This window comes from Massilimicrobiota sp. SW1139 (assembly GCF_012027715.1).
GTDB classification, from domain to species: domain Bacteria; phylum Bacillota_I; class Bacilli_A; order Erysipelotrichales; family Coprobacillaceae; genus Allocoprobacillus; species Allocoprobacillus merdigallinarum.
In genome coordinates this window covers 101,336-121,193 of sequence record NZ_SJOR01000003.1, presented here as the reverse complement: position 1 = coordinate 121,193, position 19,858 = coordinate 101,336, and the positions used below count along the sequence as shown (strand labels likewise).

The following is a 19,858-nucleotide window of genomic DNA, read 5'->3' as shown; positions in this document are numbered from 1 at the left end:
TTTTTATATCGGAAAGATGATAAAATGAATATACTGAAGGGAGAAGGTATTATGACGAAAAAGAAATGGATCATATTGATTTTATCCATTATGATTGTCGTTGCAGGAGGAATTGGTGGATATATCTGGTATCAAAATGATCAAAAACAAAAAATATTAGATTCTATTCAACTGACTTTTACTGATCAGACAGTAATTGAGTATGGAAGTGATTGTCAGGCAGAGGATTTAGTCGCAAAACAAAGTGGACAATTATCAGTTCCTCAAATGGATACAATGACAATAGGAAAGCAGACTTTGGAATATACAGTTTCTAAAGGTGAATTAAGTAAAACATTTTCACATGAAATAGAAGTGAAGGATACACAGTTACCAGAAATTAAATTGACAAAAGAGTCTGTAACACTTGATTATGGTGATCAATTTGATATGAAAAAATATATTGAATCGGTGAGGGATAAAGTAGATGGCGATTTAACATATGTCAGCCAAGATAAAGTTAAAGATGATCAAAATAACTACTATACATATGAAAGTGATGTCAATACAAAGAAGGCTGGAACATATAAAGTTGTTTTGAAAGCAGTCGATAAAAATCAAAACAAAGCTGAAAAAACATTGAAAGTCACAGTAAAAGAGGAAGTTAAACAAGAAGTAACAAAACCTCAAAGTTCATCATCAACAACCTCATCTTCTTCATCTTCATCAAAACAATATGTTGCTTCACCCAATAATAAAGTGATTGTGATTGATCCGGGACATCAGGGACAGGGGAACAGCTCTTTAGAACCTATTGGTCCAGGAGCATCAACAAAGAAAGCAAAGGTTGCTGGTGGAGCAACAGGAACATCAACAGGTATTCCTGAATCTCAGACAACATTAGCAATTGGTCTCAAATTAAGAAGTGAATTACAAAGTAGAGGCTATACTGTTATTATGACAAGAACAAGTCAAGGTGTTAATATTTCTAATAAAGAGCGTGCTATGATTGGTAATAACAATAATGCTGCAGCAGTGATTCATTTACATTGTGATGGAGCTGGATCAAGTGCCAGAGGAGCACATACGATTGCACCTGCAAGTGATAATCCTTATTGTTCATCTATTTATAGTGCCTCATCAAGACTTGCTCAAAATGTGATTAGCTCTTATTGTGCCAAGACAGGAATTAAAAGTCGTGGAGTGTCTTATCGTAATGATTTGTCTGGATTAAATTGGAGTGAAGTCCCAGCTATTTATATTGAAATGGGGTTTATTACGAATCCAACAGAAGATCAACTTTTAAATGATGATGCTTTTCAAACAAAATGTGCACAAGGTATTGCTGATGGAATAGATGCTTATTTTTAAGGAGGGTATATGAAACGTTATCGTTCAAAGATAGGTATAATGTGGATTATAGCTATCGCTGTTATTGTATGGTGCAAATATATGTTACTAAAGCCAGTTACATGGCGATTAGATGATTGGGGTATGTGGTTAACATTACTCATTTTCATTCCTATTGATGTTTTATTTGTGATATGTACTTTTTGGACATATTATGAGTTTCATGATGATTATTTGGAAGTCAGAAATGGTTATTTCTTTCATGAGGATATTCCATACTATGATATCCGTTCTTTTAAAGAAACGCATAATCCACTGGGTTCCTGTGGTTTATCACTTGATCGTCTTGATATCATATATAAAGCACAAAAGGGAAGAAATGGAAATAGTGAAGTCTTGATTTCACCAGTTAAAAAGCAGGAGTTTATTCAAGAATTAGAAAAACGTAGTCGAATCTTTTTATCAAAATAGTCATGAAAAAAATGACTATTTTTTAGTTGCGATAAAAAAGTCGTAAAATAATAAAAAGTTTGTAGACTTTTTTTATGAAATTGATTAGAATAGGGATGTAAATTAGAAGACAAAGGAGATAGGAACAGTATGAGTGGTTTTTTTGGGGTAGCGTCACAAAATGATTGTGTCATGGATTTGTTTTTTGGAGTAGATTATCATTCACATTTAGGAACAAGAAGAGGTGGTATGGCCGTTTATGGAAAGGATGGTTTTCAACGTTCTATACATAATATAGAAAATTCACCTTTTAGAACAAAGTTTGAAAAAGATGTTGAAGAATTTGCTGGAAATATTGGAATTGGATGTATTTCTGATAGTGAGGCACAGCCATTGTTGGTGAATTCGCATTTAGGATCATTTGCGATTACAACAGTTGGAAGAATTAATAATTTAGATGAATTAAGAACATTATGCTTTGAACAGGGAAAGACACATTTCTTGGAAATGAGCGGGGGAGAAATCAATCCAACAGAAATGGTGGCTGCATTAATTAATCAAAAAGAGTCAATTGTGGAAGGAATTCAACATGCTCAAAAATTAGTCAAAGGATCAATGAGTATATTGGTAATGACGAATGAAGGGATTTATTGTGCAAGAGATAAATTAGGAAGAACACCTGTTATTATTGGAAGAAAAGATGATGCTTATTGTGTCACTTTTGAAAGTTCTGCTTTCTTAAATCTTGGTTATCATCATTATAAAGATTTAGGATCAGGAGAAATTGGTTTTATTTATCCTCATGGATTTACACAAAAAGTCAAACCAAACGATCAAATGAAAATTTGTTCATTCTTATGGGTTTATTATGGATATCCAACTTCTACATATGAAGGTGTGAATGTTGAAAAAATGCGTTATGATTGTGGAAGTATGCTCGCAAAACGTGATCAGGGAACAGTGACACCTGATAGTGTAGCTGGTGTACCAGATTCAGGATTGGCGCATGCAATTGGATATGCTAATGAATCTGGAATTCCATTTGCAAGACCATTTATTAAATATACACCAACTTGGCCACGTTCATTTATGCCACAAAGTCAAGGTCAAAGAAATTTAATCGCAAAAATGAAACTCATTCCTGTAAAAGAATTGATTAAAAATAAAAGTTTATTATTGATTGATGACTCTATTGTCAGAGGAACACAATTAAGAGAAACAACAGAGTTTTTATATCAATCTGGAGCTAAAGAAGTTCATGTGAGACCAGCCTGTCCACCTATCTTATATGGATGTAAATACTTGAATTTCTCACGTTCTAATTCAGAATTAGATTTGATTACACGTCGTGTGATTAAAGATTTAGAACAAGGTGACGTCACTGATGAAATATTAGCTGAATATGCAAATCCTGATAGTGAAAAATATCAACAAATGTTAGATGAAATCTGTAAGAGATTGAAATTCACTTCTTTAAGATATCATCGTTTAGATGATTTGATTGAATCTATTGGTATTGAACCTTGTAAGTTATGTACTTATTGTTGGGATGGAAAAGAATAAAAGTGATTAGAGCGTATGCTTTAATCATTTTTATTTGATTATTTTCAAAATATAATATATAAAGAATAAAGAGGTGAAACGATGATTACATTTGAAAATATAACGTAAACAAAATCAGTTTATACACATTTTTTACCCATTTTATTAATTCCTCTGATAACGCCCTATTTAAAAAAAGCAGACATTCCATTTGAAACACTTGGATTAGAAGATTGAACTGTTGATCATCAATTGACTGGTGAAATTCAACCAATATATAAAAAGAATGTAGAAGACGCAAGAGAAAAATATAGAAATGCAGGATATCAAAATGTAAGATGCATAGGTGCGATTATAACGCATATATCTCCTGATGATTTTTATGCTATGACACTTCAATTCTTTGGTGATACAATGGATTTGGATTTTGCTAGAGAACAACGTTTGGCTAAGGAAAAATCTGATGCATTTTATGAATCTTCTTATAAAGATTGGCTTCCAGAAGGAACGTTACCAGTTTGTGACAATAAAAATAAATAAAAATTGTCAAATGATAAGATGTTTGATATAGTTTGGATGTATGAAATTAAAGGAGAAATACATGGATAGAACAAAACAGATTGAACAAAGTATTATAAAGAAATATCGAAAACCCATATGGAGAAAATTTGTGAAGGCTATTCAGACATATGATCTTATTCAACCAGGTGATAATATTGCAGTGTGCATTTCTGGGGGAAAAGATTCTATGTTAATGGCTAAGTTATTACAGGAAATTAAACGTCATGGACAGTTTGATTTTGGATTGGTTTTCTTATCAATGGATCCAGGATATAATGAAAAAAATCGTAAAAAGATTGAAGAGAACGCAAAAATTATGGGAATACCTGTTCAGTTTTTTGAATCAGATATTTTCAAGGTTGTTACAAATATCGAAAAATCACCATGTTATTTATGCGCAAGAATGCGTAGAGGTTTTTTGTATGCGAAAGCTAAAGAGTTAGGATGCAATAAAATAGCATTAGGACATCATTTTGATGATGTCATTGAAACAATCCTTATGGGAATGTTTTATGGTTCGCAAATACAAACAATGATGCCGAAACTACATAGTACAAACTTTGAAGGAATGGAATTAATTAGACCGATGTATTTAATAGAAGAAAAAGATATTATCAATTGGTGTAAATATAATGATTTGTCTTTTATTCAATGTGCCTGTCGTTTTACTGAAGAAATGGAAGAATTAGGAGAAGTGCATCATACTTCTAAACGAGAAGAAATGAAAAATTTATTAAAATATTTAGAAACAATGAATCCTAATGTGAAAAAGAATGTTTTTAAAAGTGTAGAAAATGTGAATTTGGCAACCATTATTTCATATAGCGATGAATCAGGAAGACATCATTTTTTAGATGATTATGACAAAGGAGAATAAAATGTTTTCAAGATTTGAATTATTAGTAGGAGAAGATAATATTCAAAAGTTAAATCAGGCTCATGTCATTGTATTTGGCGTTGGTGGTGTTGGTGGATATGTTGTTGAAGCACTGGTAAGAAGTGGTATTGGACATATCACGATTGTAGATAATGATGTTATCTCTTTGTCGAATTTAAATCGTCAAATTATCGCAACACAGGAAACCATTGGTCAAAAGAAAGTTGATGTGATGAAAAAAAGAATATTATCAATTCATCCTGAGTGTGAGGTGACAACATTGGATATGTTTTATTTACCTGAAACAGCTGATCAAATTGATTTATCACAATACGATTATGTGGTAGATGCCATAGATACAATCACTTCTAAAATAGAATTAGCTGTTCGTTGTGACCAAAAAATACCTTTGATCAGTTCAATGGGAACAGGAAATAAAATGAATCCAGCATTATTACAAGTCAGTGATATTTATAAAACATCTGTTTGTCCGCTTGCTAAGGTGATGCGTAGAGAATTGAAGAAACGTCGTGTCAAACACTTAAAAGTTGTTTATTCTCAAGAATTACCAATGAAACCTTTTGCATCAGATGAAATAACCCATAAAAGAGCTATCCCAGGAAGTACAGCTTTTGTACCCTCTAGTGCGGGACTTTTAATTGCCAGTGAAGTTGTTAAAGATTTGTTGAAATAAACAAATCTTTTTTCACATTTATGGATTATTGACATATGTTAAATTGAGGTGTAAAACATGCGTGAACAACTTCAATCTTATATTTATACAGAAAAATTTTTAGCTCAACTTTATCGTCGAGCAGCAGCTTTAGCTTCATCACAAGAAGAAAAAAATGCATTATTGGCTTTTGCTCAAAATGCTGAAACAAATGCCAATTACTTGAATTATTTTTATAAGTTAGAATATGGTGTTAACTTTGATCCAATGGTCCCAGAGATTAATTTACAGGGAGGATATAGAGCAGTATTAAATGAAATATTGAAACTTGAAATCAGTTCTTATCTTGAATATCGTAAACTCACATACAATCAAAGTAACAATGAGTTTAGAGAAACAGTGAGAGCTATTTCTGATACAAAGCTTGGACATATTTTAACAGTTTTAGCAATTATTACGAATTTGAATACTCCACAGACCAATGGCTAACAGTTTTGTTAGTCATTTTTGGATTCTTTGAGAAATATCGACTAAATATTTTCTTTATTTTTGAAAAGTGATATACTAAGCTTACAAAGGAGGAGAAGATATGGGAGTCGTATATACGAATCGTAATCGCAAGAAATATATTGCTATTGGAGGTCTTGTAGCGATTGTTGTGATTGTGGCGGTAGTGTTATTCTTTTTATTATCAGGGAATAATAATGAATCCACATTAAAGAATTTTTATGCACAAATATCTGAAAAGAAATATGAAGATATGTACAATAGTCTAAGTAGCGAATCACAGAAATCTTATGATCAGCAAACATTTGTGGAAAGAAATCAGAATATTTATGAAGGTATTGAAGCAAGTAATTTTCAAATTGAAGTTACAGATGAAACTGATAATGAATTAACATATAATGTGAAAATGAATACGATTGCTGGAGAAGTTACTTTTGAAAATAAAACAACGATTGAAGATGGAAAAATTGTGTGGGATGATTCATTTATTTTTCCAGATTTAACACAAAATGATAGAGTGAGAGTTTCAGAAGATGAAGCAATCAGAGGACAAATTTTAGATCGTAATGGAAAAATGTTGGCAGGACAAGGAGAAGCTTATTCTGTTGGTTTAGTAAGAGGTAAACTGAATGGTGAAAATGATTACGACCAACTGGCTGAGTTGTTAGGTTTAACAAAAGAAAGCATTCAAAAAACAATGAGTGCATCATGGATTCAAGATGATTCCTTTGTTCCATTAACAACAATTCCATCAACAGATACACAGTTAGAAAACCAATTACTACAAATTCCAGGAGTACAGCTCAATACAGTTGAAGTTCGTACTTATCCATATGGTGAAGTGACATCACATTTAACTGGATATATGCAACAGGTGACTGCTGAAGATTTAGAAAAACATCAAGGTGAAGGTTATACAGAAACATCAATGATTGGAAGAAGCGGTATTGAAGCAGCATATGAAAAACAGTTAAAAGGAACAAATGGGGCAACAATTTCTATTGTTGATGAAAATGGAAGTACAAAGAGTACAGTTGCTACGCAGGAAAAACAGGATGGACAGGATATTACATTAACGATAGATATTGATTTACAAAGAGATTTATATAATGCATTTGATGAAGATCAAAGTGCATCAGTCGCTATGAATCCAACAAACGGTGAAGTTTTAGCTTTAGTCAGCACACCATCTTTTGACAGCAATGATTTTATTTATGGTTTTTCAACGGAAGAATGGGATGATTTAAACAATGATGAAGATCAACCATTAACAAATCGTTTTAGAGCGACTTGGGTGCCTGGTTCAACAATGAAGTCTATAACAGCAGCCATTGGATTGGAAACTGATTCTTTAGATGCATCTAAAGATTTTGGAGCTGAAATGAAATGGCAAAAAGATTCTAGTTGGGGAGATTATTTTGTTACAACTTTACATGCACCAAATCCAAATAATTTAAGAAATGCTTTAATTTATTCTGATAATGTTTATTTTGCGAAAGCAGCATTAGAAATTGGAAAAGATAATCTTGAAAAAGGATATAAATCTTTAATGATTGGAGAAGATATTCCTTTTGAATTGGCTCTTACAAAATCACAATATACAAGTGATTCATTTGATGATGAAATACTAATTGCAGATAGTGGATATGGACAAGGACAGATTCTTATGAATCCAGTTCAAATGACATCTATTTATAGTTCTTTTATGAATGATGGTAAAATGATGACACCACATGTTGTGAAATCAACAGAAACATCAGTTTGGGCAGAACCATTTTCTAAAGAAACAACTGATGAAATTAAATCTGATTTGATTCAAGTTGTTGAAGACAATAATGGAACTGCATATGCTTTAAATAACAGTCAATATCAGTTAGCCGCAAAAACAGGAACTGGAGAGATTAAAGATTCACAAGATGATACAACAGGAACAGAGCTTGGATGGTTATCTGTTGCTTCTACTGATTCATCAAAACCAATTGTCATTACAACAATGGTAGAAGATGTCAAAGGTCGTGGTGGAAGTAATTATGTTGTTAATGGTGTTAAACAGCCACTTATGTCATATTTACAAAAATAACGGAGTGATGACTCCGTTTTTTAAATACTTTTTTTTGAAAATATAAAATAGCTTTACTGTAAAAATGAATATGTTATACTGATAGTGAGAAGAGATATTATTTTAAATATTTAAATTATTTTCATATCAAATAATATACTATAAAGATAAGGTAGGTGAAAAAGGTATGAAAAGAATAGGAATGTTTGTATTGAGTGCAGTTTTAGCTTTTGCTATGAGTGGATGGATGTCAAGTCAATGACAATCAGGTTGATATGGTAGAGGTGGCAGAAAAATTAGTCAGTTATTCACAAGAAGTCATGCAAAAGACAGAAGAAGATCCCAGTGATATTGCATCACAAGAACAAATCTATCAGGACATGGAAGCTGAATTTCAAGATGTCATGGAAGAAGATACACTTAAAGATGTCCAAATAAAAATTGTGACATTTATCATGAATGAGTTATCATCGTATTCATTACCTGTCACAATTCAATCTGTTTCTATTGAAGAAGGTGATAGTCAAGTTTTGACAGTTAAATTCAAAGATCAAAACCAAAAACAGGGAGACGTTATTTTAAGAATGCAGGAAAATAATGGAAAGATTTCTTATGTAGGAGTTTATGGAAAATGAATAGGAAAATAGATCAATTATTTATAAAGATACAATGGTTTATTATTTTGATAGCAGGTATATTTTTATTGCTTCATGGAACGCATCAGAATTTAGTTATTATCATATGGATATTTTCCATATTATGCAATGCTTTTTGGGCAAGAGGAAGTTGTATTGCAAATATAGAATATACTTATTTTCGTTTGTTTCGTCGCTATCCAACAATTTGGTTAGCCATCAGATTGCTGTTGGTTGTGATGATGTCATTATTCGTTATTGGATATACAATATAAAAACATCTCAAATGAGATGTTTTTATATTGCAATTTCTTTTAATTTGTTAATGAGCATATCGGGTAAAGTTTGTATATCTTCTATAAATAAACTGTTAGGATATGTTTTTGTAATTAATGGGGCAGTTTGAATACCAATTCCAATGACATCTATATTCTTATCTTTTTTATAAAGATGTGTTAATTCATGAATATGTTCAACACCATGAGTATCACCATCAGATAATACAAAAACAAAACCTTTTCTTTGTCTTTTATAGTCAGCTAGTTTTTTTAATACATATTCTAAAGCTATATCCTCATGTGTTCCACCAGATGTATGCATTGCAAAGATACGATCTAACATATATCTTTTTTGACAGTCTTGAAAAGATATAATTTCAGTGAGTTGTACTTTGGTTTGTCCTAAAGCTTTATGAGATGAGATGCAAAAGGGGATTTTTAAAGTTTGTAATACTCTTGCCAGTTCAAAACAGCCTTTCATAGTATTGATTATTTTTTCTCCGCTCATTGATTCACTTGTATCGACAAGAATATAAACGCATAAATCTTTCTTTTGACCTTGTTTATGTTCCTTAAAAACACGACCATCTAAAGTGGCGCGGTAAAGATTTTGCTGATCTAAATGTCTACCATATTCTAATCTATGTTTTGTACGACTTTTAGAAGCATACATTCTTTCACGTTTAAACAGTCTTGCCAGTTTATTACTTCGGACTATACTTTCATGTTGACTTCTTAAAGCAATAATACCATATTGAGTTGGTGTTGTTCTTTCTAAAGGAGATAAAACAATAGATTGTTCAATAGTTGATTGATATGTTTGGGTTTGAAGCCTTTTTTCTGATTGTTTTCTTTGTTTTTCTTCACGTCTATGAATATCTTGTAAAATTTGATGATTATTTGTTTTTTCTGCTTCATTTTCTAGAGATTCAATACGTTGAAATTCTTCATCAGAAAGATTCATTTTGTATTTTGTTGGTGTTTCTTGTGGCTGAGTATCATTGGAATTACTCTTTTGAAATTGAACAGCAATTTCACTGGACATTTGTGAAAAAAGACTGTTAGAGATGCCAGATATTTGAGAGCCGTTTTGAATAGTATCGATGATTTCTTTGACAGTTTCTTCCATAATAGGTGAACAGAGCTGTAAAATCATTTGAGCTATTTCTAAACGTTCAGTTGTATTATGGGTTTGTAAACGTCCCTTAATAGCAAGCTTTCTTATTTCAGTAAAATGCTGATGCAAATAGTGTGGCAGATAAACGATGCTATCATTTAATTTAAAGCGATAACCATAAGTGCAGATAGCCATTATTTCTCTAATGATTTTATCCATAAGAAATGAGGTATCATGATGATTATGGTTTTCTTTCATAAAAGCCAGTATGATGGCTTGTCTGGCATACATTAAAGCATTCCATGTTTCAGGATATTCTATTCCCATAGCATTTTCAACAGCACCTTCTTCAATGGCTTTTAAGACTAATGGAAGATTGGTTTGATAGACATAATGGAAAAGAATGTCTTTCAAATCACGATACTTGATTTCTTTATTTAAATATGCTTTGGCACTTTGATTGGCCATGTTTAAAGCTTCAGTGGCTTTTTGATAGACATGGGATAGCACTTGAAAATCAGTATATAACAAAGAAGCCAGTTCGTGTAATTCCAGACCTTCCATAAACATGGCATAACCTTGAGGATGAAAGTTTGCAAGATAACGATAAGGGGCTTGTTCGCCTAAAACAATGAGTGCTTTTTGATTTTGGATTTGTGAATAATGCTGATTGCTTGTATCTATTTGTAATTGAACAGGCATTCTGGCATAGAGAGCAGCATTTTTTTTAAGTTTTCTTTTTTCATCTTGAGATAACATATTTTATACCTTTATGCTTCCTGTTCAACAAATTCATGAACGATTAATGACATCACTGAAGAAGCAGCACCGTTTGTTGATAAAATTTGACGAACATCTTCCAGATTAAGAATTTCATCATCTTCCTCAGCTAATTCAGAAATAATAGTGACTAGACTGGCACGTAATACATCACCATCTAAGTCAACTGTTTTATTAGCCCAGTTTAATAAGGTTCTCAAGTCAATTCTTTGTGTTGTTTCATTTCCTTCGTTTATAATAACATTATTGAAAGCATCGAGTAATGATGCCATTTGAGTTGCTGTTTTTAAGTCGATATCTGTTTCCTTGACAATAATTTGTGCCATTTTATCAATAGGTAATTGACTGATTTTTATTTTATTTTGAATACGTGATTTATGAGAAAGGTTCATTTCATTCGTTCCAGCATAACCAATATTCATACTTTCAGCAAATCTAAACAAAGGATGTGCATGAATAATTTCACCATTATCTAGTATTTTTTGCTTTGTACCATCGAGAACATCATTTAATGAAGAAATAATATCACTATCAACCATATTAATTTCATCAAAAATAAACATTCCACCATATTTCATCATTAAACTTAAAGGACCATATTCAAAAATGGTTTCACCATTTCTTAAAACATATTTTCCAAATAATGTTGATTCATCAATAGAACGACTTCCAACCATTTTCAGTGATGGTAAACCTAATGCCCCAGCAACACAAAGTAATTTTGTTGTTTTACCAGTTCCTGAAGGACCATAGTATAAACAAGACCAAGTTTTTCCTCTTTGAAACGATTTGATTAAATCAAAATCATTTTGATCTAAAAAATGACGATTTTGCATATATAAACGTTCATTATCTTTAATAGATTCCTGTAAAAATAATGGAAGCTTTTGTTTTTCCTGATCACTATAAAGAGGATTGATATCTAAAATAGTATAAGAAGCTGTGGATAAAGATTCATAAATTTTTTCTTGAGATTGTAAATCAAGTAAGAGATTTTGAGGATCTTTTTGAAACAGAAAGGTTTCACATAATGATTGTGTATTAAATGTAATATGTTGATGTTGCATAAATTCTTCAACAGAATCATAATGTAAAGATAAGAAACAGTCAGGTTGATTCATCATTTCTTTTACAAGTTCAATGAGTCTATTTGCTATATATAAAACATATTTATATTCATTGGCATCCCATTGTTGACCATGCTCATGTTGTGACATATCAATATGGCGCCAATTTTCATAAATATCAGCAAATTCTTCAATCTGATATTGATTATATAAGTAATTAATAGCTGTTAAAAGTAAACGATATAGACTATCGCTTTCTTCATTGATAGTTGCCATAATAAAACGATGCTCATGAAAAGAATATTCTAAATAAGCTTCTATTTTATTTTGATGAGTGATTTGAAATAAAAGAGAATGCTCATGGATAAAAACAAAAACAAAATCATGTTGATAGTGACTATGAACAATACCTTGTATAGCTTTAGCAGTATCATGTTGATAAGGATATGTTGTGTGAGGGATGAGCTCATCTGTGCTTTCAGTCCCATATAGAATCATGTCACTATGATATCCTGGTGAAATCGAATAGGGTTTAAATTGTTTAAGTGTATCAAGTATCATATATCTTACTCCTTTTCTGTTTCATATTATAACATGTATCAGACATATCACAAATTATGTGCTTATATAAATAAAAAAACGATCATAAGATCGTTTGCTTGAAAAATGGTGACCTGTACGGGATTCGAACCCGTGAATGCATGCGTGAAAGGCATGTGAGTTAACCGTTTCTCCAACAGGCCATAAAAATGGCGCTTGAAGTAGGACTCGAACCTACGACCGATCGGTTAACAGCCGATTGCTCTACCAACTGAGCTATTCAAGCGTATGGAGCGGGTGATGGGAATCGAACCCACGTAGTCAGCTTGGAAGGCTGAAGTTCTACCATTGAACTACACCCGCAAAAGAATGGTGCCCAGGGCCGGAGTCGAACCGGCACGGATTTTAAGGTCCGCAGGATTTTAAGTCCTGTGCGTCTACCAATTTCGCCACCTGGGCATATGTGCTTTTAATGGTGACCCGCAGGCGACTCGAACGCCTGACCCTCTGATTAAAAGTCAGATGCTCTACCTACTGAGCTAGCGGGTCAAAAGATGGTGGGGAGGGGCGGATTCGAACCACCGAACCGAAAGGAACTGAGTTACAGTCAGCCGCGTTTAGCCACTTCGCTACCTCCCCGTATATGGTGCCGGCTAAAGGACTTGAACCCTCAACCTACTGATTACAAGTCAGTTGCTCTACCAATTGAGCTAAGCCGGCAAATAAATGGTGGAGGTTAACGGGCTCGAACCGCTGACCCTCTGCTTGTAAGGCAGATGCTCTCCCAACTGAGCTAAACCTCCAACATGGCTGGGATAGCTGGATTCGAACCAGCGCAATGACAGAGTCAAAGTCTGTTGCCTTACCGCTTGGCTATATCCCAACAGTGCTTATTTAATATAACAATTTTTTAGAATATAGTCAATATTTTTTAGTGGAAAAGTTGAATTTTTTTCAAATTCAACTTGAAAAAAAGATGAATCCATGGATTCATCTATAATTTTAATAATTTTTCTACACTAACAAGCTTTACACATAACACAAAAAGTTCTGTTGCCTGTTTTAATTCATCTAAAGGTGGATATGAAGGAGCAATTCTGATAATGGAATCATGGGGATCATGACCATAAGGGAAAGTTGCACCCGCATCAGTTAAAATAACACCTGCTTCTTTACATTTTTGAACAATATTTTTAGCACAATTGTCCATAGCTTCAAAAGTAATAAAATATCCACCTAATGGATGAGACCATGTTCCAATATGAAGTGGTTTTAATTCTTTATCAAAAATATCTAATACCATTTCAAATTTAGGTCTTAATAATTCAGCCTGTTGACTCATATGATCTTTTAAATCTTCAATGCTTTTAAAATATTCAGCATGTCTTAATTGATTTAACTTATCATGACCAATAGATTGAACTGTTAAATGTTTTAAAATATCTTTTTTATTATTAATTGATGTAGCCATAGCCGCTACCCCAGCTCCTGGGAAAGTAACTTTTGATGTTGAACAGAATTCAAACACAAGATCAGGATTTCCTGCTTCTTGACAAGCTTCAAGAATATTTTTGACATGATCTTGATGATGATCATAAAGGTGATGAATAATATAGGCATTATCCCAGAAAATTCTAAAATCTGGAGCAGCAGGTTTGAGATGTGCAAATCTTTCTACAACTTCATCAGAATATGTTATTCCTGATGGATTAGAATATTGAGGCACACACCATATACCTTTTACCGATTCATCATTATTCACATATTTTTCTACCAGATCCATATCAGGACCATTTTCATCCATAGGAATAGATATCATTTCAATGCCAAAACGTTCTGTAATAGCAAAATGACGATCATATCCAGGCACAGGACATAAAAATTTGACTTTATCTAAACGACACCAAGGTGTATGTCCTAAATATCCATGTGTAAAACCACGACTGATCTGGTCAAACATGATTGTTAAACTTGAATTTCCATAAACAATAATATGTTCAGGTGTTGTTTCTAAAATATCTGCAAATAACTGTTTGGCTTCATCAATTCCATCTAATATACCATAATTACAATAATCTTTTTTATGTGTAAAATCATAATGACTATTAATAACATCTAATAAAGGCATAGAGAGTTGAACTTGACTAAAATCAGGTTTACCACGAGCCATATTTAGCTGTAAATGTAAATCTTTCATGTCTTGGTATTGTTTGCTTAATTGTTGATGTAAAGTTTTTAATTCATCTTGATTCATATCTTGATATGCTTTCATTTTTAATCCCCCACTTTGAAGTCATTGTACCTTTTCATTCAATAAATTGCAATCTTTATTCGATAAGAAAAAATATTTATTCATTTGTATGTAATCTATGTAAAATCACAATAAATGTTGTTTTATCCTGGTGACCCGTAGCTAAGATTTCTCCATTATGAATTTGAATAATATTTTTAGCAATCGCTAAGCCTAAACCAGTTCCACCAGTTGATGAAGAACGAGATGCATCACTGCGATAAAATTTATCAAAAATATATGGTAAATCAGCACTATCAATAGGATTTCCATAATTCATAATTTTGATAGTAACAGTTTCTTCATCATTGATAACTTCAATTTTAATTTTCTTTCCATCCTGTCCATATTTTACTGCATTAGATAAAAGATTATCGAAAACTCTTGCGATTAATTGTCCATCCCCATTAATAAATAAATTATTTTGACTGATTTTCACTTCAGGCGTAATATGATGTTCCTGAAATGTTGGGTAAAACTCATCAACAATCTGTAAGATTAACTCAGTAATATTAATGGTAGCCATATGAATCTTGACATTGGCCTGATCTAAGCTTGTAAACTCAAATAAATCATCCATCATGCTTTGAAGCCTTTTTGATTTTTCATAAGCCACACTTGAATATTTTTGTATTTCCTCTTTCGTTAATTGCTGGTTATTCTTAATTAACTCTAAATAACCCACAATAGTTGTCAGAGGTGTTCTTAAATCATGAGCAACATTTGTAATTAAATCATTTTTTTGTTTTTCAGCATTTCTTTCGGCATCATAGGCCATACGTTCATTTTCTTTAAGAATTTCACTTTCTTTTTCCTTATCTCTTAATGTTTTCGCAAGAGCATTAATATTGGCTGCTAATAACCCCAGTTCATCATCATATTTGATAGGGGCTTCGACCTCATAATCACCAGCAGTGACACGTTGAATAGTTCCACTTAAAACATCAATATATTTTAAAGTGATATTCATTAAATCAAAAAAAGTAACTAAAAAAATTAATAAAGAAATAAGAAAAGCAATGAGGTATAACCACTCATAAGGTAAATGAAAAACATTGGTATGTTGTAAAATGATCATTAAAGCAACATCACATAAAAATGCAATCAGATAAGCAACAATGATATTAATAAATAAACGCCATCGAAAACTACTGATCAATAATCTTTGTATTTTCTTTATCATAATTCAAATTTATAACCAACACCCCAGACAGTTTTAATGTGTCGAGGATTTCTTGGCTGCCTTTCTATTTTTTCTCTTAATTTTCTAATATGAACCATAATTGTATTATTAGAATTATGTGATTTAACATGCCATATCTTTTCAAAGATATCTTCAATAGAAAAGACAGTTCCAGGTTGACTTGCTAATAAGATGAGAATTTCATACTCAATGCGTGTTAAAGCTAATGGCTTTCCATCTAATGTCACTAGCTTTTTTTGTGTATCAATCATTAAATCGGTTGCTTCAATAATATAAGAAGAATGATGAATCGGTTTATTCAAGACATGATAACGTCTAAGTTGTGATTTGACTCTGGCAACAAGTTCCATTGCATTAAATGGTTTACTCACATAGTCATCAGCACCAGTTAATAATCCTTCAATTTTATCATTATCAGCTGTTTTTGCAGAAACAATGATGACAGGAACGTTGTATTTTTCTCGAATCATTTTCAATGCTTGAATACCATCTATTTCAGGCATCATGATATCCAAGATGACAAGATCAATATGATATCGAGGAATATCATCTATAAGAGAAGATGCGTTATATCTTTTTTCAACAGTATATCCTTCTTGGGTTAAATAGATTTCAATTAAATCAGTAATTTCTTTTTCATCATCAACAACAAGAATATGTGGATTTTCCATATAGATCGCCTCCTATGCTTATTATATAGAAAATAATCAAAACGACAATCATTTTTATAAAATAATAAGCTAAAATATATGTTATAATGATGTATAAAAATAGAAAAGGGAGTTTATCATATGAATATCATATTTGAAAAAGCGAGTAGAAAAGATGTGCCAATCATACTACAGTTTATCAAAGATCTGGCACGTTATGAAAAATTAGAAAATGAAGTCATAGCGACAGAGGAATTAATTGAAGAATGGTTATTTGATAAAGAAAAAGCAGAAGTTATTTTTGCGGTTGTCGATCATAAAAAGATAGGTTTTGCTTTATTTTTTCATAATTTTTCAACATTTTTAGGACGTGCAGGTCTCTACTTAGAAGATTTATATATTATGCCAGAATATCGTGGACATGGTTATGGTAAAGCCATGATTAAAGAACTTGCAAGAATTGCAGTCACACGTGGATGTGGAAGGCTGGAATGGTGGTGTTTGGATTGGAATCAGCCAAGTATTGATTTTTACCTTTCATTAGGTGCAAAAGCCATGGATGAGTGGACTGTTTATCGTATAACAGGTGAATCTTTAAGAAAATTATCAGAATAATAAGAAAAAATAATTGCTTTGATAAATATTTTTTGCTAGAATAAGAAAGGGCACTCTGGCTTTCCGCTAGGGTGCATTTTTATTTGTGAAAGGAGAGAATAAAATGGCTAAATTTATATTTGTAACTGGTGGAGTTGTATCAGGACTAGGAAAAGGATTGACAGCTGCATCATTAGGAAGATTATTAAAACAAAGAGGATTGAAAGTCTTTATGCAAAAACTTGATCCTTATATTAATGTGGATCCAGGAACAATGTCACCTTTTCAACATGGTGAAGTGTTTGTCACTGCTGATGGGGCGGAAACTGATTTGGATTTAGGACACTACGAACGTTTTATTGATGAAGAATTGAATCGTAGCTCATCTATTACAACAGGAAGAATATATAGTGATGTCATTTCTAAAGAACGTCGTGGAGATTATTTAGGGGCAACAGTTCAGGTTGTTCCTCATATTACCAATGAAATCAAAGCAAAAATTTATGCAGCTGCTAAAAGCAGTCAAGCAGATATTGTGATTACTGAAATAGGTGGAACTGTTGGAGATATCGAAAGTTTGCCTTTTATTGAAGCCATTAGACAAGTCCGTTTAGATATTGGATATAAAAATACTCTTTATATACATACAACATTATTGCCTTATATTGGAGCAAGCCATGAGGTCAAAACCAAACCAACACAACATAGTGTTAAGGAACTAAGAGGATATGGTATTCAGCCAGATATTATTGTTTGTCGTAGTGAAAAACATATTGATCAGGAATTAAAAGAAAAAATTTCTTTATTCTGTAATGTCCCAGTAGAAGCTGTAATTTCTAATTATGATGTTGATGTTTTATATGAACTGCCAATGATGTTATTGGATCAACATATGGATGATTTGGTATTGGATCATTTAAGAATAGAAGCTCCAAAAGCTGATATGACAGAATGGCAACAGCTTATTCAACGTGTTAAAGGTCTTAATAAAGAATTAACAATCAAGATGGTTGGAAAATATGTGCAATTACCAGATGCTTATTTATCAGTTAATGAAGCTTTACGCCATGCAGGTTATTATGAAAATAGTACCGTACATATTGATTGGATTAATGCTGAAGACATTAATGATGAAAATGTAGGAGACATGTTAAAGGGAGCAGATGGTATCTTGGTTCCTGGTGGATTTGGACAACGTGGTATTGAAGGAATGATTAAAGCTATTCGCTTTGCAAGAGAAGAAAAGATTCCATTTTTAGGTATTTGTTTAGGAATGCAATTGGCTTCTATTGAGTTTGCAAGACATGTCTGTGGACTTCAAGATGTCAACTCTATTGAATTTGATGAGATGTGTGCAACACCATTAATTCATTTAATGAGTGATCAGACATTGGATGATATGGGTGGTACACAAAGACTAGGAAATTATGATTGTGAGTTATTAAAAGGAAGTCGTGTTCATGAACTATATGGCAAAGACTTGATTCAACAAAGACATAGACATCGTTATGAATTTAATAATAAATATAAAGATATCTTGGAACAACATGGACTTATTTTTTCAGGTAAGAATCCAGAAAGAAATCTTGTGGAAATTATTGAACTGAAAGATCATCCTTATTTTGTAGCGTGTCAATTCCATCCAGAATTTTCATCACGTCCTAATCGTAGTGAACCATTATTTCAAGGTTTGATTACAGCTGCTTATCATAAAAAATACGATGAAAAGAACATTCAAAAATAGAATGTTCTTTTTACATATAAAGTATGAGCTTTTTTAAATAATCCATCTATCAAATATACATTAATCAAAAGATAAATAACGAAGAATATCTTTTTCACTATGAATATCAAAAATATGTATTGTAAGTAAATCAAGTTGTTCTTGATTGCATGATTCGATTTTTGCAAGGGTATCTTTTGAAAGAAATCTTAATTTTGATTGCAGTTGTTTAATTAAAGTTTGGATGATACCTTCTTTTTTTCCTATTCTTAGATTTTCTTTTCCATAATCTCTGATAGCTTGACACATATCAATCTTTTTATCCTTTACCTTTTCATAAATTTGTGTGTTTTTTGTAAGTGCTGCGAGTGAGATTGCGATTTCATGACTAACTGTTATATCATGAGTTTCATCATATTGATGATTGTACAAATATTTCAATCCAGTAATAAGCTCTTTAAGTTCTTGAGTGTGAAATCTTTCTGGGTCCAGGTATCTCATTTCAATGAGTGGATAGGATGCAACATTCATATAGTTTTTGAAAACAGGAGGTATGGGCTTCATCATGTCCTCGTATGCTCTAGGAGCACTCCATTTCTTTTGTTCGTAATAGACAACCAATGTCATGACACCCATAATCATCTGATGATTGCATTTCCATAAAAAAGGATACCATTGATAAAATCGACCACGATATGATGATTTTTAAATAATGTTCTGATACGAATATCAAAAATCTTTTGAAGCTTGTACTTTTTTTGAGACATGAATCATACCTCCTATTATTCATATACGCAAAAAAAGTTCATTTTTCTTCTTTTTTAGATCAATTTGAAAATATTTTTTCATACAGACATATGATACCACAAAAATTGCTTAAAGCATATATTTTTAAGCTTCATATTCAACAAACTGTTATAGCTCATAAATAGTGATTTTTTGAATATTGAATATTTGTTAATGGAAAGTCTTGGAAAATATG

General features: G+C 32.0%; 19 protein-coding genes and 9 tRNA genes. 12 read left to right on the top strand and 16 right to left on the bottom strand.

Going from position 1 to position 19,858, the window contains the following annotated elements; genetic code table 11:
* Positions 1 to 24 precede the first annotated feature (24 nt).
* The 10 genes from E0K96_RS02995 to E0K96_RS02950 all read left to right on the top strand — a co-directional run bounded on the left by E0K96_RS02995 (position 25) and on the right by E0K96_RS02950 (position 8,908).
* Positions 25 to 1,350, top strand: coding sequence for an N-acetylmuramoyl-L-alanine amidase (locus tag E0K96_RS02995; RefSeq protein WP_240924412.1), 1,326 nt, complete (start codon positions 25 to 27; stop codon positions 1,348 to 1,350).
* Between the two features lie 9 nt (positions 1,351 to 1,359).
* Positions 1,360 to 1,800, top strand: coding sequence for a PH domain-containing protein (locus tag E0K96_RS02990; protein WP_168081058.1), 441 nt, complete (start codon positions 1,360 to 1,362; stop codon positions 1,798 to 1,800).
* Between the two features lie 129 nt (positions 1,801 to 1,929).
* Complete coding sequence (locus E0K96_RS02985; RefSeq protein ID WP_087243700.1) at positions 1,930 to 3,342, top strand: amidophosphoribosyltransferase; 1,413 nt, start codon at positions 1,930 to 1,932, stop codon at positions 3,340 to 3,342.
* Positions 3,343 to 3,573: 231 nt separating this feature from the next.
* Complete coding sequence (locus E0K96_RS02980) at positions 3,574 to 3,861, top strand: hypothetical protein (protein WP_168081056.1); 288 nt, start codon at positions 3,574 to 3,576, stop codon at positions 3,859 to 3,861.
* A 61-nt stretch (positions 3,862 to 3,922) separates the two neighbouring features.
* The gene (locus E0K96_RS02975; RefSeq protein WP_087243701.1) at positions 3,923 to 4,759 is read left to right on the top strand and encodes a tRNA 2-thiocytidine biosynthesis TtcA family protein; all 837 of its coding nucleotides are present in this window, start codon (positions 3,923 to 3,925) and stop codon (positions 4,757 to 4,759) included.
* Between the two features lies 1 nt (position 4,760).
* Positions 4,761 to 5,453, top strand: a complete 693-nt coding sequence (locus tag E0K96_RS02970) for a tRNA threonylcarbamoyladenosine dehydratase (protein ID WP_168081055.1) — start codon at positions 4,761 to 4,763, stop codon at positions 5,451 to 5,453.
* Between the two features lie 57 nt (positions 5,454 to 5,510).
* Positions 5,511 to 5,921, top strand: coding sequence for a hypothetical protein (locus E0K96_RS02965; protein ID WP_087243703.1), 411 nt, complete (start codon positions 5,511 to 5,513; stop codon positions 5,919 to 5,921).
* A 100-nt stretch (positions 5,922 to 6,021) separates the two neighbouring features.
* Positions 6,022 to 8,019 (top strand): penicillin-binding transpeptidase domain-containing protein, encoded by a 1,998-nt coding sequence (locus E0K96_RS02960; RefSeq protein ID WP_168081053.1) that lies wholly within the window; start codon positions 6,022 to 6,024, stop codon positions 8,017 to 8,019.
* A 218-nt stretch (positions 8,020 to 8,237) separates the two neighbouring features.
* A complete protein-coding gene (locus E0K96_RS02955; RefSeq protein WP_168081051.1) occupies positions 8,238 to 8,633 on the top strand; it encodes a hypothetical protein in 396 nt (131 codons plus the stop codon).
* Positions 8,630 to 8,908, top strand: coding sequence for a hypothetical protein (locus E0K96_RS02950; protein ID WP_168081049.1), 279 nt, complete (start codon positions 8,630 to 8,632; stop codon positions 8,906 to 8,908). Before E0K96_RS02955 ends, E0K96_RS02950 begins: the two co-directional genes overlap by 4 nt.
* 22 nt (positions 8,909 to 8,930) lie before the next feature.
* Here E0K96_RS02950 and E0K96_RS02945 read toward each other — a convergent pair whose 3' ends face one another.
* The 14 genes from E0K96_RS02945 to E0K96_RS02880 form a co-directional block, all read right to left on the bottom strand.
* On the bottom strand, positions 8,931 to 10,787 hold the full coding sequence (locus E0K96_RS02945) for a VWA domain-containing protein (RefSeq protein ID WP_168081047.1): 1,857 nt from the start codon (positions 10,785 to 10,787) through the stop codon (positions 8,931 to 8,933).
* A gap of 11 nt (positions 10,788 to 10,798) precedes the next feature.
* Entirely contained in the window at positions 10,799 to 12,436 is a 1,638-nt protein-coding gene (locus E0K96_RS02940) for an AAA family ATPase (RefSeq protein WP_168081045.1), read from the bottom strand.
* Between the two features lie 106 nt (positions 12,437 to 12,542).
* Positions 12,543 to 12,618, bottom strand: a tRNA-Glu gene (locus tag E0K96_RS02935).
* Between the two features lie 7 nt (positions 12,619 to 12,625).
* Positions 12,626 to 12,701: transfer RNA gene (locus tag E0K96_RS02930), tRNA-Asn, on the bottom strand.
* Between the two features lie 3 nt (positions 12,702 to 12,704).
* Positions 12,705 to 12,778 (bottom strand) — tRNA-Gly (locus E0K96_RS02925).
* A 7-nt stretch (positions 12,779 to 12,785) separates the two neighbouring features.
* A tRNA-Leu gene (locus E0K96_RS02920) sits at positions 12,786 to 12,874 on the bottom strand.
* 14 nt (positions 12,875 to 12,888) lie between these two features.
* A tRNA-Lys gene (locus E0K96_RS02915) sits at positions 12,889 to 12,964 on the bottom strand.
* A 6-nt stretch (positions 12,965 to 12,970) separates the two neighbouring features.
* A tRNA-Tyr gene (locus E0K96_RS02910) sits at positions 12,971 to 13,054 on the bottom strand.
* Between the two features lie 5 nt (positions 13,055 to 13,059).
* Positions 13,060 to 13,135 (bottom strand) — tRNA-Thr (locus E0K96_RS02905).
* A gap of 7 nt (positions 13,136 to 13,142) precedes the next feature.
* Positions 13,143 to 13,218, bottom strand: a tRNA-Val gene (locus E0K96_RS02900).
* 4 nt (positions 13,219 to 13,222) lie between these two features.
* A tRNA-Gln gene (locus tag E0K96_RS02895) sits at positions 13,223 to 13,298 on the bottom strand.
* Between the two features lie 111 nt (positions 13,299 to 13,409).
* A complete protein-coding gene (locus tag E0K96_RS02890; protein WP_168081043.1) occupies positions 13,410 to 14,687 on the bottom strand; it encodes an aspartate aminotransferase type Ic in 1,278 nt (425 codons plus the stop codon).
* A gap of 76 nt (positions 14,688 to 14,763) precedes the next feature.
* Positions 14,764 to 15,888 carry a sensor histidine kinase gene (locus E0K96_RS02885; RefSeq protein WP_168081041.1) on the bottom strand — a complete coding sequence of 375 codons (1,125 nt, stop codon included), beginning with the start codon at positions 15,886 to 15,888 and terminating at the stop codon, positions 14,764 to 14,766.
* Complete coding sequence (locus E0K96_RS02880; RefSeq protein WP_168081039.1) at positions 15,885 to 16,580, bottom strand: response regulator transcription factor; 696 nt, start codon at positions 16,578 to 16,580, stop codon at positions 15,885 to 15,887. Before E0K96_RS02880 ends, E0K96_RS02885 begins: the two co-directional genes overlap by 4 nt.
* Positions 16,581 to 16,700: 120 nt before the next feature.
* Here E0K96_RS02880 and E0K96_RS02875 point away from each other — a divergent pair, with 120 nt between their 5' ends.
* Positions 16,701 to 17,174 (top strand): GNAT family N-acetyltransferase, encoded by a 474-nt coding sequence (locus E0K96_RS02875; RefSeq protein WP_168081037.1) that lies wholly within the window; start codon positions 16,701 to 16,703, stop codon positions 17,172 to 17,174.
* 103 nt (positions 17,175 to 17,277) lie between these two features.
* A complete protein-coding gene (locus E0K96_RS02870; RefSeq protein ID WP_168081035.1) occupies positions 17,278 to 18,897 on the top strand; it encodes a CTP synthase in 1,620 nt (539 codons plus the stop codon).
* 60 nt (positions 18,898 to 18,957) lie between these two features.
* Here E0K96_RS02870 and E0K96_RS02865 read toward each other — a convergent pair whose 3' ends face one another.
* Positions 18,958 to 19,512 (bottom strand): hypothetical protein, encoded by a 555-nt coding sequence (locus E0K96_RS02865; protein WP_168081033.1) that lies wholly within the window; start codon positions 19,510 to 19,512, stop codon positions 18,958 to 18,960.
* Positions 19,513 to 19,514: 2 nt separating this feature from the next.
* Positions 19,515 to 19,643 (bottom strand): hypothetical protein, encoded by a 129-nt coding sequence (locus E0K96_RS12235; protein ID WP_255376347.1) that lies wholly within the window; start codon positions 19,641 to 19,643, stop codon positions 19,515 to 19,517.
* Positions 19,644 to 19,858: the final 215 nt, after the last annotated feature.

Excerpts from the sequence above, each read along its gene's own strand:
- E0K96_RS02995 (WP_240924412.1), top strand. The coding sequence starts at position 25 with ATGAATATACTGAAGGGAGAAGGTATTATGACGAAAAAGAAATGGATC.
- E0K96_RS02990 (WP_168081058.1), top strand. The coding sequence starts at position 1,360 with ATGAAACGTTATCGTTCAAAGATAGGTATAATGTGGATTATAGCTATC.
- E0K96_RS02985 (WP_087243700.1), top strand. The coding sequence starts at position 1,930 with ATGAGTGGTTTTTTTGGGGTAGCGTCACAAAATGATTGTGTCATGGAT.
- E0K96_RS02975 (WP_087243701.1), top strand. The coding sequence starts at position 3,923 with ATGGATAGAACAAAACAGATTGAACAAAGTATTATAAAGAAATATCGA.
- E0K96_RS02970 (WP_168081055.1), top strand. The coding sequence starts at position 4,761 with ATGTTTTCAAGATTTGAATTATTAGTAGGAGAAGATAATATTCAAAAG.
- E0K96_RS02965 (WP_087243703.1), top strand. The coding sequence starts at position 5,511 with ATGCGTGAACAACTTCAATCTTATATTTATACAGAAAAATTTTTAGCT.
- E0K96_RS02960 (WP_168081053.1), top strand. The coding sequence starts at position 6,022 with ATGGGAGTCGTATATACGAATCGTAATCGCAAGAAATATATTGCTATT.
- E0K96_RS02950 (WP_168081049.1), top strand. The coding sequence starts at position 8,630 with ATGAATAGGAAAATAGATCAATTATTTATAAAGATACAATGGTTTATT.
- E0K96_RS02945 (WP_168081047.1), bottom strand. The coding sequence starts at position 10,787 with ATGTTATCTCAAGATGAAAAAAGAAAACTTAAAAAAAATGCTGCTCTC.
- E0K96_RS02940 (WP_168081045.1), bottom strand. The coding sequence starts at position 12,436 with ATGATACTTGATACACTTAAACAATTTAAACCCTATTCGATTTCACCA.
- E0K96_RS02890 (WP_168081043.1), bottom strand. The coding sequence starts at position 14,687 with ATGAAAGCATATCAAGATATGAATCAAGATGAATTAAAAACTTTACAT.
- E0K96_RS02885 (WP_168081041.1), bottom strand. The coding sequence starts at position 15,888 with ATGATAAAGAAAATACAAAGATTATTGATCAGTAGTTTTCGATGGCGT.
- E0K96_RS02880 (WP_168081039.1), bottom strand. The coding sequence starts at position 16,580 with ATGGAAAATCCACATATTCTTGTTGTTGATGATGAAAAAGAAATTACT.
- E0K96_RS02875 (WP_168081037.1), top strand. The coding sequence starts at position 16,701 with ATGAATATCATATTTGAAAAAGCGAGTAGAAAAGATGTGCCAATCATA.
- E0K96_RS02870 (WP_168081035.1), top strand. The coding sequence starts at position 17,278 with ATGGCTAAATTTATATTTGTAACTGGTGGAGTTGTATCAGGACTAGGA.
- E0K96_RS02865 (WP_168081033.1), bottom strand. The coding sequence starts at position 19,512 with ATGGGTGTCATGACATTGGTTGTCTATTACGAACAAAAGAAATGGAGT.
- E0K96_RS12235 (WP_255376347.1), bottom strand. The coding sequence starts at position 19,643 with ATGTCTCAAAAAAAGTACAAGCTTCAAAAGATTTTTGATATTCGTATC.